This window comes from Methylopila jiangsuensis, assembly GCF_027922305.1.
GTDB classification, from domain to species: Bacteria; Pseudomonadota; Alphaproteobacteria; order Rhizobiales; family Methylopilaceae; genus Methylopila; species Methylopila jiangsuensis.
In genome coordinates this window covers 178,613-191,580 of the sequence record NZ_BSFK01000010.1, presented here as the reverse complement: position 1 = coordinate 191,580, position 12,968 = coordinate 178,613, and the positions used below count along the sequence as shown (strand labels likewise).

The 12,968-nt window shown below is 70.3% G+C and carries 8 protein-coding genes; 1 reads left to right on the top strand and 7 read right to left on the bottom strand.

Translation table 11 applies throughout. The features are described 5' to 3' along the window. Position 1: 1 nt before the first annotated feature. The 3 genes from PKE85_RS10570 to PKE85_RS10560 all read right to left on the bottom strand — a co-directional run bounded on the left by PKE85_RS10570 (position 2) and on the right by PKE85_RS10560 (position 8,219). Positions 2 to 6,742, bottom strand: a complete 6,741-nt coding sequence (locus PKE85_RS10570; protein WP_271204702.1) for an SDR family NAD(P)-dependent oxidoreductase — start codon at positions 6,740 to 6,742, stop codon at positions 2 to 4. 109 nt (positions 6,743 to 6,851) lie between these two features. Further along, positions 6,852 to 7,583, bottom strand: coding sequence for an SDR family oxidoreductase (locus PKE85_RS10565; RefSeq protein WP_271204701.1), 732 nt, complete (start codon positions 7,581 to 7,583; stop codon positions 6,852 to 6,854). Between the two features lie 111 nt (positions 7,584 to 7,694). Beyond that, positions 7,695 to 8,219 carry a DUF3280 domain-containing protein gene (locus PKE85_RS10560; RefSeq protein ID WP_271204700.1) on the bottom strand — a complete coding sequence of 175 codons (525 nt, stop codon included), beginning with the start codon at positions 8,217 to 8,219 and terminating at the stop codon, positions 7,695 to 7,697. Positions 8,220 to 8,388: 169 nt separating this feature from the next. Between PKE85_RS10560 and PKE85_RS10555 the strand changes: the two genes are divergently transcribed. Then, positions 8,389 to 9,444: an AraC family transcriptional regulator gene (locus PKE85_RS10555; protein ID WP_271204699.1), complete on the top strand. Its 1,056-nt coding sequence runs from the start codon at positions 8,389 to 8,391 to the stop codon at positions 9,442 to 9,444. Positions 9,445 to 9,670: 226 nt separating this feature from the next. Here the strand turns inward: PKE85_RS10555 and pyrF are convergent, their stop codons facing one another. From pyrF to dnaJ, 4 genes are all read right to left on the bottom strand, one after another. Further along, entirely contained in the window at positions 9,671 to 10,375 is a 705-nt protein-coding gene (pyrF, locus tag PKE85_RS10550; RefSeq protein WP_271204698.1) for an orotidine-5'-phosphate decarboxylase, read from the bottom strand. Continuing rightward, on the bottom strand, positions 10,372 to 10,953 hold the full coding sequence (locus PKE85_RS10545) for an NADPH-dependent FMN reductase (protein ID WP_271204697.1): 582 nt from the start codon (positions 10,951 to 10,953) through the stop codon (positions 10,372 to 10,374). Before PKE85_RS10545 ends, pyrF begins: the two co-directional genes overlap by 4 nt. A gap of 94 nt (positions 10,954 to 11,047) precedes the next feature. Further along, positions 11,048 to 11,671 carry a class I SAM-dependent methyltransferase gene (locus tag PKE85_RS10540; protein ID WP_271204696.1) on the bottom strand — a complete coding sequence of 208 codons (624 nt, stop codon included), beginning with the start codon at positions 11,669 to 11,671 and terminating at the stop codon, positions 11,048 to 11,050. Positions 11,672 to 11,764: 93 nt separating this feature from the next. Continuing rightward, positions 11,765 to 12,895 (bottom strand): molecular chaperone DnaJ, encoded by a 1,131-nt coding sequence (gene dnaJ / locus PKE85_RS10535; RefSeq protein ID WP_271204695.1) that lies wholly within the window; start codon positions 12,893 to 12,895, stop codon positions 11,765 to 11,767. Between the last annotated feature and the right edge of the window lie 73 nt (positions 12,896 to 12,968).

The window sequence follows — 12,968 nt, the reverse complement described above, 5'->3', positions numbered from 1 at the left end:
TCTAGCGGATCGCCAGGAGCATGGCCCTGGCGTCTTCGGCGGAGAGTTCTCCGGCCCGGACCTTCGCCAGGATGTCGCTCGGCGTGACCGCCTCTCGATCGGGCCGGGCCGGCGACGCGGCCAACTCGCGGTCCGCGGACGGCGCGCCCTCGGACGGCGCGCCGTCCGCGGCGCCGATCCAGAAGCGACGCCGCAGGAACGCGTGGCCCGGCAGCGGCGCGCGGCGCCAGCGACCGGCTTCGACGACGGCGTCATCGTCGCCGCCCGTCACCCAGGCGAAAGCCTGCCGGCGCGCTTCGTCGCGCGACGGGGGAGCCTCGCCCTGCGCGAGGCCTGACACGTAAACTCCCTCGCGGGCGAGGCGTGCGGCCGCGCCATCCTCCGCCGCGGCGAGATAAGCCGCCAGCCTCCGGCGGAGTTCGTCGTAGCCCGAAGCGACCACGGCGAGGCGGCGTTCGAACCGCCGGCGGCCGCGCCGCAGCGTCGCCGCGATGTCCCTCAGCGAACGAGGCCCGCCCGGCGTCTCCCGTTCGCGCTCGATGTGCTTCATGAACGACGCCGACATCTCCCTGAGCTGTCTGTCGCTCGGCGCGGAGAAGCGCAGGCAGACGGGCTCCGGGGCGTCCGGAACAGGCTCCGGCTCGACCCATTCCTCGATCACCAGATGGGCGTTGGAGCCCCCGGCGCCGAAGGAGCTGATCGCGGCCACCCTGGGCGATCCGAAGCTGTCCCACTCGCCAAGCTCCCGCTGCACGCGGAACGGCGTGCGCGCGAAGTCGATGAAGGGATTGAGCTTCGCGCTGTGGAGCGACGGGGCGATCTTGCGGTGCTTCAGCTGCAGCAGCACCTTGGTCAGGGCGGCGACTCCGGCCGCGGCCTCCAGATGACCGATGTTCGACTTGAGCGACCCGATGGCGCAGACGGCGCCCGCAGGGAAGCGTGCGCCCACCGCTTTGGCGAGCCCCCGGATTTCGATCGGATCGCCAAGGCTGGTGCCCGTGCCGTGGGCCTCCACATAGGACAACCTTGCGGGATCCACGCCGGAGCGCGCGAAGGCCCGCCGGATGACCTCGGCCTGCGCGTCGGGATTTGGGACCGTGTAGCCCGACGTGCGCGCGCCATGTCCGATGTCGCCGCCGCGGATCACCGCATAGATGTGGTCGCCCGCCGCCACGGCGTCCTCAAGGCGCCGCAACACGACCACCCCGCACCCTTCGCCGGGAACGTAGCCGTCTCCGCCCTCCCCGAAGCTGCGGCAGCGCCCGTCGCTCGCCGCGAACTTCAGCTCCGATAGGGTGCGGAACTTGTAGGAGTGGAGCGACAGGTTCACGCCGCCCGCCAGCGCCACGTCGCAGCCGCCCCCGCGCAGCAGGTCGCACGCCAGATGGATGCTGGTCAGCGACGACGAGCACATGCTGTCGACCGCGAAGGAGGGCCCGTCGAAATCGAGGCAGTAGGACACCCGGTTCGCGATCGACGCGTAGGACGAGTTCGCGAGGCCCTGCCCGCCGACCGCGCCGTAGAACTGATACTCCCCATACATGACGCCGGCGATGACGGCGACGCGGCGGAGATCGCCGCCGCCGTCCTTGCCCGAAAGCGCCTCCGGCGTGTAGCCGGCGTCCTCCACCGCGCGCCAGGCGGTCTGGAGGAAGATGCGCTCCTGCGGGTCCATGCGCTCCGCGTCGCGTGGGGAGATGCCGAAAAACAGCGGATCGAACACGTCGACGTCGTCGATGAAGCTGCCCCAGCGGGCGTAGACCCCCTCCGGCTCGCGATCGGATCGGGCCCGGGCCGGCCTCTCCTCGATCAGATCCGCGCCCTCGCGCAGATGATCCCAGAAGTCCCAGAGATCCGACGATCTCGGATAGCGCCCCGCCAGCCCCACGATGGCGACCGCGTGCTCGGGAACAGGCTCTGGGGCGATCGGCGCCGCGATCTCCGCCGGCGCGAGGGGGCGGGCGTCGCCTGCGTCCTCCTCCCCCGCGGCCTCGGCCAGCGACGCCGCGTCGTCCGGCGCCTCATCCGCCAGCAGGCGGGCCAGGGCCCGCAGGCTTTGCGCCTCGAACAGGCTCGCGACCGAAATCGCCGGGAAGCGCTCCCTGAGCGCCTCGCTCATTTCGACGATGAGCAACGAATCCAGCCCGAAGCGCTCGAACGGCGCGTCCGGGTCGATCTTCGCCGGATCGGCGCCCGTGACCCTGGCCAGGGTTGCGCCGAGATAGGGCAGGATGTCCGCAGGCGCCGCCGCACGGCGCGGGGCGACGGACGGCGGCGACGCGGGACGGGCGCCGAGCAGCGCGGCGGCCCGCACGGGATCGCCCGGAACGGGCGCCAGCGTCGCGCGCTCCGACCAGGTGGCCGCCGCGAACAGGCGCGCTCCGTCGTCCGGTTCAAGCGGAGCGAGACCTTCCTTCCGCAAGCGCTCGACGAAGCCTTTCGACGCCTGCATGCCGTCCGGCATGCGCCATAGCGGCCAGGCGACGGACACCGTGCGGCCGGGCGCGCCGCGACCGCGTCGCTCCGCGGCGAAGCCGTCCAGCCAGCCGTTTGCCAAGCCATACAGACTCTGGCCCACATTGCCGCAGACGCCGGCCAGCGCCGAACTGACCACGAACCAGCGCAGCGGATCGCGCCGGGTCAGCGCGTCGAGATTGTCGGCGCCCGCGACCTTGGCCCGGACGACCGCGTCCCAGGCGCCCCCGTCCGGGCGCGCAAACAGCGCGTCCCGCAGAACCCCGGCGGCGTGGAACACGCCTGTGATCGGCCCGAAGCGCTCCCGCACGTCGTCGAGCGCGCGCTCCAGCGCCTCGCGATCGGCGCAGTCACAGCTCCAGTACCCGCATTCGGCGCCAGAGGAGCGCAGATCCGCAAGCGTCCGGTCGATCTCGTCCGATGCGGCGGACCGGCCGAGCAGGGCGATCCGAACGCCCGGTCGGGACAACGCGGCGGCGATGCGGCGGCCCACGGCGCCCGCGCCGCCCGTAATCGCCACCACGTCTCCGGGGCCGACATCCGGTTCCTGCGGCGCCGACGCCAGTTCGTCCCCGTCCGGAAGGAACGCCAGCGACCACGTCGCGCGGCCGGCGAGACGCATCACGCGCAAGGCGGCGGCGCCGCCGCCGATCTCCCGCGCCGCCGCCTCGGCGATCGCCGTCACGGCGACGTCCCGTTCGGCCTCGATCACCGTGCAGCCCAGCGCCGGATGCTCCAGACGCACCGACCGCATCATGGCCGCCGCGGCCGCGGCGGTTCGCGGGCATCGGCACGCCAGAACAAGCTGGGTTTTCCGGGCGCCGCCGGCGTTTCGGGCGAGCCCTCGGAGAACCGGCAGCAGACGTCGCAACGGAGCGAGTCCGGCGCCCTGCTCCCAGGACGACGGAGCGCCCCGCGGCTCCCGCATGCCGTCGTCCCACAACGCCGCCACCACCGCGTCGGGCGGCGCGCCTTCGGCGCGGTGAAGACGCCAGAGAAGGTCGAGGTGATCGTCCCGCTCCAGATCGAGAGCGACGTCCCCATCCGCGTCGACCTCGAACGCCTCGCCGCTGCGGACCCGCCGCAGATCGCCGTAATCCGCGCTGGCGCGAAGCGCGTCGGTCAGCGCTCCATCCTCATCCAGCGCAAGCACCGACTTCGGAATGCGCGCCGGCGAACGCTCCGCAGGGTCGTCGACCCAGACGGGATGGAACAGGCTGAGCTCGTCCCCGGCCCGCTCCGCGGGGGCGAGACGATGCGGCGCCGGAAGGCGACGGAACGCAAGGCCCTCGACCTCGCCCAGCAGACGCCCGTCCGACGCGAAGATGCGATAGTCGAAGACCGACGCATCCTCGGCGCCGGCCCGCGTCACATGCGCGAAAAGATGCGGTTCCGACAGATCATGCAGGCGGATCGCGCGCGCCCGGACGGGAACCATCGGGCCCTTCGGCGCCTCGGGGAGCGCGAAGAAGGCCGCCTGGAAAACCCCATCCAGCACTCCGGCGTGAAACGGAACGTCGGCTCCGTCCGCGCGCGTCCGGACGGGCGCCGACACCTGAACCAGAGCCTCGCCCGCGCCGCGCCAGGCGCGGGCCACGCAGCGGAAGCTTTCGCCGAACTCGACGCCGATGGCCGGCAGCGATCCGTAAAGCTCGTCGGCGCTTGCGGGCCGGGCGCAGCGCGCGCGCACGGCCTCGAGGGCGTCGACGGCGCGCCCCGCCGGCGACCGAGGCGCGCCGTCCGCCATCGCGACGCAGTGCGGCGCGCTCCCGTCGTCGGAAGACACCTCCAGCCGCAGGCCGGCCTCCACGTCGGTCACGGCGACATGCAGGCGATGAGTCGTTCCGGCCTCCGGACGGCAGGGCGCCCGCCAGACCACGTCCCGCAGATGAAGCGGCCGCCCCTTCTCTCTCCGGTCCAGCGCGGCGGCGAGAAATCCCACATAGGCGGCGCCGGCGACGGTGTCGCGGCCCGCGATGCGGTGATCCCGGACGTAATATTCCGACCCGTCGATTTCGATCGGCGGAATCGGCATGTCCGCGGGGCGCGGGCCGCGGGGCGCGGGGCCTTCGATCCGCGGCAGCGCATGACGTTCGAGCGTGAAAGGATAATGCGGCGCATCCTCAGGGATCGGCTTGCGCGCCCAGAGCTCGCCCCAACGCACGTCGCCGCCCTTTTCCCAATGGATCGCCAGCGCCCGAAGCTTCGCGCCGTCGACGTCGCGCGCGCCGGCGCCTGGAAGCGAGTCGACCGCCCGACCCTCTGGGTCGGCGGCGAAGGCGTCGAGCTGCGCTGCGAGGTCCTCCGCGTTCCAGCCCACGGCCGCGACACGGAAGCGCAGCGCGGCGCGGCCGCATTGGAGCGTGTAGGCGACGCCGCCCAACCGCTCGCGGGTCATCCCCCCGGCGAAGGCGATCTGTGAGCGCAGGCGGCGCGCAAGTTCGAGCAGTTGGCCGACCGTCTGGGCCGAAAGCGGAAACACCGCCGGCCCCTCATGCGGCTCGCGCTCCGGCGCGGCCGGCGCGTCTTCGATGACCACATGGGCGCAGGCCCCGCCGGCGCCGAACGAGCTTACGCCCGCCCTGCGCCGCCCGTCGGATGCGAGCGGCCACGGGACCGGGCTTTGCGGCACGAAGAACCGCGTGCCGTCGAGATGAAGATCGGGATTGGGAACGCGCGCATGTATCGAGGGCGCCAGCAGGCCGTGTTTAAGCTGCAGCAGCACCTTGAGCACGCTGGCGATGCCCGCCGCCGCCTCGAGATGGCCGATGTTGCTCTTGACCGAACTGACGGCGCAGGGCGGGGCGTCCGCCTCGCCTCCGAGCGCCTCCGCCAGACCGCCGATCTCGATCGGATCGCCGAGTTTGGTCCCGGTGCCGTGGGCCTCGACGGCGCCGATCTGCCGTGGGGACAGCCCTCCCCTGTCCAGCGCCTTGCGGATGAGCGCCGCCTGCGAACGCGAACCCGGCACGGTGTAGCCGTTCGTCCGGCCGCTGTGGTTCACGGCGCTGCCGCGAATGACGCCGAGGATGCGGTCCCCGTCCCGGAGCGCGTCGTCGAGACGGCGTAGCACGATCGCTCCAACGCCCTCGCCGGGGACGAAACCGTCCGCGTCGGAGCCGAAGGCATGGCACCGGCCGGTGGGCGACAGCATCTGATACTGGCACAGATGCACGTACTTCGCCGGGTGGAGATAGAGGTTCACCCCTCCCGCGATGGCTGCGGCGCATTCGCCGGAGCTCACGCTCTCCACGGCGAGATGGAGCGCCACAAGCGACGAAGAGCACGCGGCGTCGACCGCCAGGCTCGGCCCGGACAGGTTCAGGAAATACGACACCCGGTTGGCGCAGGACCATGGCATCGACGTGGGGACGTCGACGCCGCCCGCTCGCCAGTGCTCCGGCCCGCGCAGCTGGTAGGTGTTGGTGGTGACGCCGACGAAGACGCCGATGTCGAGGCCGTTCTCCCGCCTCAGCCGCGCGCTCCGCTCGCCGGCGAGCGCCGCGCTCTCCATCGCGTGGTAGGCGCATTCGAGGAACAGGCGCTCCTGGGGATCCATGAGCCGCGCCTCCCGCGGCGGAATGCCGAAGAACGGCGCGTCGAACGCGTCCACGTCGGACAGAAAGGCGCCCCATTTGGCGTAGCTCCTGCCGGTCTTCCGGGAGTCGGCGCCGTCTTCGAAAAAGCCGTCGAGGCTCCAGCGGTCGGCCGGGATTTCGGAAACGAGATCGGCGCCCTCGACCAGCCTGTCCCAGAACCCGTCCAGCGTGCCGGCGCCGGGAAGCCGCCCCTGCATGCCGATGATCGCCACGGCGTCCGACGTCCCCGCCGTCAGGGCGGGCGCTGCGGGATGGTCGCCGCCTGGAGCGGCGTTCACCCGGCCGGCGCCGTCGGCGGCCTGGACGGCCTCCGGAGCCCGAAGCCGGATTTCGGGCCATCCGCTCTCCTCCGGCGGGGCTTCGACCTCGGCCGTCGGCGTCGGAACGGCTTCCGGGCCGCCGCTCGCCTCCGGAGCGCGCGGCTCGCTCGCCGTCCCGGACGCGAGCGCGACCGCCTCGGCGGGGTGCCGGCTCAAGAGGTAATCGACGATTTCGCCGATGGTCCGGCAATCGAAAATGAACGAGCGCCGCAAACCCGGAACGCCGCGCTCCAGCCTGGCCCCGAACGCGACGATGGCCAGCGATTCGAGACCGATGTCCTCGATGCGGGACGTTTCTTCGACCGCGGACCGCTCCAGGCCGGTGACGTCGCAGATGGCGTCCGTCACCCAGGCTGAAACCGCGCGTCTGTCGCTGAGCCCAGTCCGATCCAAGTTCACCAGCGCCCCGTCTTTCCGGTGTTTCGACGTTTCGGCCGCGGCGTGCCCGCACAGCGCGTCACGCGGCCGCGCGCCCCGCGAGGTTCGCGAACTGCCGCTCCAGCAGCTTCGGGCTCCGGCTCCAAACGGCGGCGACCTGCCTCGCCATGTCGTCGGGCCAGATGTCGTCCTGTCCGCTCGCCACACCCGCCAGAATGGCGCGCGCCACCATGTCGGGGGCCGCCTTACGGGCGATCAGGCCGGTCGCCATCTCGGTGTCGAGGGGACCGGGATAGGCGCCGAACACGGCGATCCCCCTTGGCGCGAGCTCGGCCCGCGCGGCCTGCGTCATGGAGTGCGCCGCCGCTTTGGACGCGCTGTAGCCGCCTGCATCCGGCGAGTTGGCCAATGCGGAGACCGACAGAATGTTGACGAAGGCTCCGCCGCCGTTCCGGACGATCACGCCGCTGAACGCCCGCAGCACGTTCAGCGCCCCGAAGAAATTCGTCTCCATGTCCTGGCGCGCCGCATCGTCCCGGTCAGCCAGCAACGCTCCTCGCGCCATGGAGCCGGCGTTGTTGAAGACGAGGGTCACGTCGTGGGCGAACCTGGCCGCGGCCGCCACGCTGGCGGCGTCGGTCACATCCAGCCGGCACGGCGTCACCACGCCATCGCCGCCGGCGATCGCTGCGGGAGACCGAGCCGCCGCATAGACCCGACGGGCGCCCGCCTCCCGCAGCGCGCGCACCAGCGCGCCGCCCAACCCCCGGCTCGCCCCCGTGACCAAGGCGACGCTGTTCGCAATGCTCATACCCGCTCCCCCAAGCTGCATGGACCGAACGCAAAGCAAATGATTATAAAACTAGAGAATTTATGATTATATTCTATATAACTTACAATAATATCACAGATAACCCAAAATCTATTTTATACTTATGCGACTTGATAGGAACGACTCAGCCCGACTCCAAGAATCGTCATTGTCGCCCCGAAAGCTGATATCCCGCGAAGAAACGGTCTTTCCGGTCTCAACGTCCACGACTTTTGAGAAAATCTGCATGATCAAAGTGCTGCTCTTATGCACCACTCCGATGAACACGTATTTTGCATGTTGCTTCTGCGCGTAATCGAACAGGCATTCCGGGCTTTCCCGGGGACAGGCGGCCTGGACATCCTCTTGCGACAGGAGGACAGCGTCATAACGGCCGGCGCGCTTCACATCCGCGGCGAGCGCGGCGGCCATGTTGCGCAGACGGCGCTCGTGCTGCTGCTTCTGGTCTTCCGCTTCACCTGAGGTGTCGAGAATTTTGATTGGAAGAACAGCGATCTTATCGTCGGCGGGCGCCGCATTCGCCGCGAATACGGGCAGCAAAAAGATAATAGCAATTAAATAAAATAAAGTTTTATGACACATATGTATCAACCAATGCGTGTCAAAATTTGACACGCCTGATCGACGACGCGCAGATCGCGCATGACTTACACTGTCACATAACGGCACAGCTTCGCCCCACAGCGTGTTAACTGAACTGTCGGGCTCACGTTAAGACGTCGATAAGGGGAGATTCTTGCCATTTTGCGCCAAACGTTCAGAATACATCTAAAGGAGTAGAGGCATGACGCGGCTGGGGTTGACGCGAGCCCGCTCCATCGGGGCGATCACCGACGCGGTCGAGCAGGCGGGCGGGTCGGTCGCGCGCGTGTTCGCACGAGCGGAGATGTCGCAAAGCCTTCTTCAGGAGCCGGATCGGCCCATTCTGCTGCGCGATCAGGCCTGCCTGATGGCCTGCGCCGTGGACGAACTCGGCGATCCCACGCTCCCGGCGCGTCTGGCCGGACGGGTGGGCGCGCTGGGCCTTGGGCCGCTCGGCCGCGTGGTCTGCTCGGCGGACACCCTGCGCGACGCGATCCGCCGCGCCGAGATGGCGACGCCCGAGCTTCTGCAAACGGCCACATGGACGGGCCTCAAGCCGTTCGACGCAGCCCATGTTCTTTACGGGTACAAGGTCACCGAGCGGATGGACGTCGGGCGGCAGCTCAACGAAGTCCTCGCCCTCGGCTATCTGCTCGATGTCGTCCGCCACTTCATGGGGCCGGGATGGCGCCCGGAAAGGGCGGTCGTCACCGGCGCGGCCCTCCCCGGACGAAGCGACATCGAAGCCGCGTTCCGGTGCGACGTAACCCTTGGCGGCGTCGCCGGGGTGCTGATCCGTCGCGAAGACCTGGCGGCCAGGAACCCCGCGCCGCCGCCGCCCGCGAACGACGACGCCATCGCGCCTCTGCCCGCTCTCAGCGACCTCGTCTCCTGCGTGGAGCATGTTCTCATGCTGCAACCGCGTCTCGACCGATCCTCGGTCGAATGGGTCTGCGGTCGCCTCGGCATGTCGCGCCGAACCTTCCAACGCCGCCTTTCGGATGACGGCGTCACATTCTCAAGTCTTCTTCAGCACGTCCTACTGCGGAAAGCCCAGTCCTTCCTGAGCGACCGCAGCATGTCCATCAGCCAGATCGCCTTTGAACTCGGCTACGCCGACCCTGCGCATTTCAGCCGCGCGTTCTCGAGCTGGACAGGGGTGTCGCCGCGCGGCTGGCGCAACCGCAGGACGTGCGGCCACCACGAGGGCAAAATGGGCCGGTCCCCTGAAGAGGGCGCCTTGGGGCGGACGGATTGAGCTTTTGGAATTGACCGGGGGCCGGGGCTGTCGGTGGACGAAAGCCCAAAACGCGCCTCGCTCCACTCGCCTCGCGTTCAGGCGCCAGGGTTGCGCAGGAGTTCGCCTCCGGCGCGACGCTGCGCGGATTGGCGACGGGCGACGCCCCGCCGCGCCATCTGAACCTCATCTGCGTTCACAAGCATGAGGCGCGGATCAGCGCCCTTGAACGGTCCGGGACGGACGCTCAGGCGACGACGGCGGCGATCTCGGCGACGATCGCCTCGGCCGCGGCGCGGGGGTCGGGCGCGGACAGCACCGGCCGCGCCGCCACGATGTGGTCCGCGCCGTTGCGGATGGCGTCGCCGGGGGTCGCCACGCGCTTCTGGTCGCCCAGCGCCGCGCCCGCCGGCCGCACGCCCGGCGTCACCGCCAGGAACGGCTTCGGCGCGACGGCGCGCACGATGGCGAGATCGGTCGGCGCGCAGATCACGCCGTCGACGCCGGCGGCGCGGACATGGCCCGCCCGCCGCGCGATCAGGCGCTCCGGCGTCTCGGAGAACCCCGCCTCGGCCACGTCCGCCGCGTCCCACGAGGTCAGCACCGTCACGCCGAGCACCTTGAGCCCGCTGTCGCCGCGCCCGGCGGCCGCCGCCTTCAACGTCTGGGGGTAGGCGTGCACGGTGAGGAACGTGGCGCCGAGCTTCGCCACCTGCCGCGTCGCCTTCTCCACCGTCTGGCCGATGTCGTGCAGCTTCAGGTCCACGAACACCTTCTTACCGGATCCCGCCAGCCGCTCGGCCAGCACGAGGCCGCCGGCCAGCGCCAGCTCGAAGCCGATCTTGTAGAAGGTGACCGCGTCGCCGAGCCGGAGCACCATGGCTTCGGCCTCCTCGACGGTTGCGAGATCGAGCCCGACGATCAGCCGGTCGCGCACGTCCCGTACGGTCATGCGTAGCGCCCGGCGTGCTCGACCAGACCGCCGATCACCGACTTCAGGAAGCCGGCGGTGCGCGGGTTGGCGAGGCCGCCTTCGGGCGTGAACGCCTCGGCGGCGGCGCCCACCGCCACCATCTCCGGCAGCACCAGCGCGCCGAGGCCGAGCTCCATGTAGGAGCGCAGCTGCGTCAGGCCGCGATAGCCGCCCATGGCGCCGCCGGACACGGCGCCGAGCGCGAAGGCCTTGGTCTTGAACGCCGGCAGCGGCGGCTTGCCCTCGAGGTTCACCCGCGACATCCAGTCGAACGTGTTCTTCAGCAGCGGCGTGAAACTGGCGTTGTATTCGGGGCTGACCACGAAGGCGCCCTGCTGCGCCACGAACAGGTCGACCAGCGCCTTCGCCGCGTCCGGAATCCCCTCCGCGGACTGCAGGTCGCCGTTGTAGATCGGCAGCGGATAGTCCTTCAGCGAGATGTGCGACACCTCGGCGCCCGCGTCGCGCAGCGCCTGCGCCGCCACCGCCGCCAGCTTCTCGTTGATGGAGCCCGAACGGATGGACCCGGCCAGAACGACGATCTTGGGGGCGGACATGGCGTCTCCTCACGGCTTGGCGTCCACGGCGAGGCCCGCGTGACGACGGTCTTCCTTACGTCAGGATGGAAGTCCGGTTCAACCGCGCGGCCCCTCAGGCCGGGCGGCGGTAGATCCAGACCCGCGCCGGCGGCAGGTTCATCCACACCCGCGGCGAGCCTGCGGTGGTGATGTCGCCGATCGCCTCGCGCGGGATCGGCGGCACGAGGCCGTAGGTGAACTGGATGAAGGGCGCGCCGACGCGGGACATGTCGAAGCACTGCTCAAGCAGCGCCACCCGCTGGCGCACCGGCTTGGTGAGCAGCGGCAGGCTGGAGACGGTGGCGGTGAGCGGCGCGCCCACGAGGCCCGCCAGCGTGTCGCGGGCGGCGTAGCCGTCGCCCTGCACCACGGTCACGCCCGGAAACCGGCGGCGCAGCAGCGGCACGAACTCGTCGTTGAACTCGATCAGCACCAGCCGCTCGGGCGCGACGCCCCGCTCCAGCAGCGCCTCGGTGACCGGCCCGGTGCCGGGCCCGATCTCCAGCACCATGCCGTCGTGCTCGGGCTCCACATAGCGCGCCATCATGCGGGCGAGCGCCTTGCCGGAGGGACTGACCGCGCCTGTGACGAGCGGCTTGTCGAACCACGACTTCAGGAAACGCGCCTCGTCGGCCAGGTCGATGCCCTTGCGGGCGGAACCGAGGCGACGCGGCGAAGTCCGGGCGGGCTCAAGCATATGGGGCGAAGCTCCGGGTCGTGACGCGGCGGAGATGATGCGTGCGAGTCATACGACAAACAAGATAGCGCGGTTGTGACAAGTGCGCCGACGTCACGTTCCGCCGAAAAACTCCTTCACCCGGCTGAAGAAGCCGTTGGACTCCGGATGGTTCGCCTCCGACGCCTCGGCGGCGAAGGCCTCCAGCAGCTCCCGCTGCCGGCGGGTGAGCTTCTGGGGAATCTCCACCACCGCCTGGATGTACATGTCGCCGACCTCCTTGGAGCGCAGCACCGGCATGCCCTTGCCCTTGAGGCGGAACTGGGCGCCGGACTGGGTGCCCTCGGGGATCTTCACCTTGGCGGCGCCGCCGTCGATGGTGGGCGCGTCGAACGCGCCGCCAAGCGCCGCCGTGGTCATCTCGATGGGCACGCGGCAGTAAAGGTCCGCGCCGTCGCGCTGGAACAGCGGGTGCTGCTCGATCGACAGGAAGATGTAGAGATCGCCGGATGGGCCGCCGCGCGATCCCGCTTCGCCCTCGCCGCTCAGGCGGATGCGGGTGCCGTCCTCCACGCCGGGGGGAATCGCCACCTCCAGCGTGCGCTCGCGGGTGGTCTTGCCGGCGCCGGCGCAGGCCTCGCAGGGGTCGTCGATGATCTCGCCGCGCCCGCCGCAGGTGGGGCAGGTGCGCTCCATCAGGAAGAAGCCCTGGCTCGCCCGCACCTTGCCGGCGCCGCCGCAGGTGCCGCAGGGGCGCGGCTTGGAGCCCGGCTTGGCGCCGGTGCCCGAGCAGGAGTCGCAGGTCACGCTGGTGGGGATGCGGATCTGCGCGGTCTTGCCGGTGAAGGCGTCCTCCAGCGAGATCTCCATGTTGTAGCGCAGATCGGCGCCGCGCTCGCGGCCGCCGGACGACCGCCCGCCGCCGCGGCCGCCGCCGAAGAAGCTCTCGAAAATGTCGGACATGAAGTCCGACATGTCCGCCCCGCCGGGTCCGCCGCCGCCGCCGAAGCCTCCCCCCTGCTCGAAGGCGGCGTGGCCGAAGCGGTCATAGGCCGCGCGCTTCTGGGGGTCCTTCAGGCATTCGTAGGCGGCGTTGACCTCCTTGAACCGGGCCTCCGCCTCGGGATCGCCCGCGTTCCGGTCGGGGTGCCAGCGCATCGCGGACTTGCGGAACGCGACCTTGAGCTCCTGCTCGGTCACGGTGCGCTCCACTTCCAGCACTTCGTAGAAATCGCGTTTCGACATCCGTCCACCCGTCCCAGGCCGCGTCATGGCGCGGTCGGAAGCCTCGCCTCCGGCGGCCGCCTACGCGACCGGC

Excerpts from the sequence above, each read along its gene's own strand:
- dnaJ (WP_271204695.1), bottom strand. The coding sequence starts at position 12,895 with ATGTCGAAACGCGATTTCTACGAAGTGCTGGAAGTGGAGCGCACCGTG.
- PKE85_RS10545 (WP_271204697.1), bottom strand. The coding sequence starts at position 10,953 with ATGTCCGCCCCCAAGATCGTCGTTCTGGCCGGGTCCATCCGTTCGGGC.
- PKE85_RS10565 (WP_271204701.1), bottom strand. The coding sequence starts at position 7,583 with ATGAGCATTGCGAACAGCGTCGCCTTGGTCACGGGGGCGAGCCGGGGG.
- pyrF (WP_271204698.1), bottom strand. The coding sequence starts at position 10,375 with ATGACCGTACGGGACGTGCGCGACCGGCTGATCGTCGGGCTCGATCTC.
- PKE85_RS10555 (WP_271204699.1), top strand. The coding sequence starts at position 8,389 with ATGACGCGGCTGGGGTTGACGCGAGCCCGCTCCATCGGGGCGATCACC.
- PKE85_RS10540 (WP_271204696.1), bottom strand. The coding sequence starts at position 11,671 with ATGCTTGAGCCCGCCCGGACTTCGCCGCGTCGCCTCGGTTCCGCCCGC.